We start from the raw sequence: 2239 nt of genomic DNA on the forward strand, positions 1-2239 counted from the left end.
CGATCGAAACTGCCGAACCAGAGGCACCTGCGGCAGATCTGGCGCTCGATGACGACTTTCTGTGGTCGGCAAAAGTACTTGCAGATCGAGGACGTACCCCCGAGCAAGTGTCCCTCGATGAGATTAACTGGCTCAAAAAACTGCGGCAGGGTTTAGACAAGACGCGGCGGGGATTTGTCAATCAATTTAAAGCCCTCATCGGTCAAGGCCCACTCAATCCTGACGCAGTAGAATCGATCGAAACTTTACTTCTCCAAGCAGATGTCGGGATCGAAGCAACCGATTATATTATCGAAACCCTACAAGCCAAACTCCGCCAGGAATCTTTACCCCCAGAGGAAGCCGTTGCCTATCTCAAACAAATCCTTTGCGACTTACTCGACAAACCCTTCCAATCGGATTACACTCAAGAATTCTTCCCCGTCTCTAATGAATTGAATGTTTGGCTGATCGTCGGCGTCAATGGAGTGGGCAAGACTACCACTATTGGTAAGCTCGCACATATGAGCCAAGCCTCGGGTTATAAATGCCTGATCGCGGCTGGTGACACCTTCCGCGCCGCCGCCGTCGAACAAGTCAAAGTCTGGGGACAGCGCAGCGGCATTGAAGTCATTGCCAACCCCGGTCAAAATACCGATCCCGCCGCCGTCGTCTACGATGCTATCAGTGCGGCGCGATCGCGCAATACCGAGCTATTATTAGTCGATACTGCCGGACGATTACAAAACAAAAAAAACCTGATGGATGAGTTGAGTAAGATCCGCCGGATTATAGACAAACAAGCTAGCAATGCTCAGATAGAATCTTTACTGGTACTGGATGCCACATTAGGACAAAATGGTCTACGTCAAGCACAAGTTTTTGCAGAGGCTGCCAAGCTAAGTGGAGTAGTATTAACCAAGCTAGACGGTACGGCCAAAGGTGGTGTAGCTTTAGCAGTAGTCCAACAACTCGGCTTACCAATTCGGTTTATCGGTGCTGGTGAAGGGATCGAAGACCTCAGACCTTTTTCTAGCTATGAATTTGTCGAGGCTTTATTAAGTGGTTAGGAATTATAAATGATGAATTATGAACCACAAATTATGTCTGTCGCCGATCTGCATGAATTGGTGGCCAGCCTCAATCGTCAACAAAAGAAAACTCACGAGCTACTGAGTAACTTGGGTTTTGCCCTCCGGAGCTTTAAAAATCTCAACCAATTTTTAGAATTAATTCCCCTGATGGTGACGCGAGTCACCGATGGCGAAGGTGGGGCAATTATTTTGTTTAAAAAAACAGGTCAACTGCAAATTCAGCAGTTGCATTGTCAGGGAGAAAGCAACTGCAACGACCTGCGCCAGCGGATTGAATCGGCAATTCTCAAGACTGTTACTGATGTTTCTGAAGGTAAGGAAGTCATCTTTCATACTGACTTTTGGGACAAATTAGAGAGCAGAATCGAATTGGATCTCGACTATGGAGTTCAGATATTTCGGACGCCAATTCTGCTCGAAAGTGGCGAACGCGGCAGATTGTATGTATTTACCCGCAACCCCAACTATGGATGGACAGTCGATCGCCAAAAACTCTTACAATTAGTTGCCGATCAGACAGCAGTAGCCATCCATAATGATGAATTGACTGTAGAGTTACGCAAAAAAGAACGCCTCGATCGCGAGTTGGAAATTGGTGCCGAAATTCAAGAACGCTTATTGCCAAAACAATTTCCCGACATTCCCGGCTTAGAACTTGCCGCCTGCTACCTCAATGCCGATCGCGTGGGTGGGGACTATTATGACTTTATCCCGGCTAATTACGACAGACTTACCAATAAATCCAGCATCAGCACCATTAACAAGTGGAGCATCACGATCGGGGATGTCATGGGTAAAGGCGTCCCCGCAGGGCTACTCATGACCATGACGCGGGGGATGTTGCGCGCGGAGGTACTCAACGGTCACTCGCCCGCACGCATCCTTCAGCACCTCAATCGGGTCATGTATGCCGATTTGGACAACTCTAGTCGGTTTGTGACGCTATTTTATTCGGAATACGATCCGACGACGCAAATTTTGACCTATACCAACGCCGCCCACAATCCGCCGCTGTGCTGGCAAGCGGCAACCGATCGGATCGTGAGACTCGATACCCAAGGCATGTTAATCGGCTTGGCTGCCGATTCTGAGTATGAAGAGGCACAAATTCAGCTCCATCCCGGCGATACGATTATCTACTACACAGACGGCTTCACCGATGCTGC

2 protein-coding genes are annotated in these 2239 nt (G+C 48.5%); both read left to right on the forward strand.

The window, feature by feature from the left end; translation table 11 throughout:
* Positions 1-1049: signal recognition particle-docking protein FtsY (gene ftsY / locus RMO35_RS22845; RefSeq protein ID WP_309744652.1), on the forward strand; the 1049-nt coding region annotated here is incomplete at its 5' end.
* Between the two features lie 12 nt (positions 1050-1061).
* The coding region (locus RMO35_RS22850; protein ID WP_396135715.1) for a SpoIIE family protein phosphatase at positions 1062-2239 on the forward strand (1178 nt) is incomplete at its 3' end.

The sequence above is a fragment of the Chamaesiphon sp. OTE_20_metabat_361 genome (genome assembly GCF_031364565.1).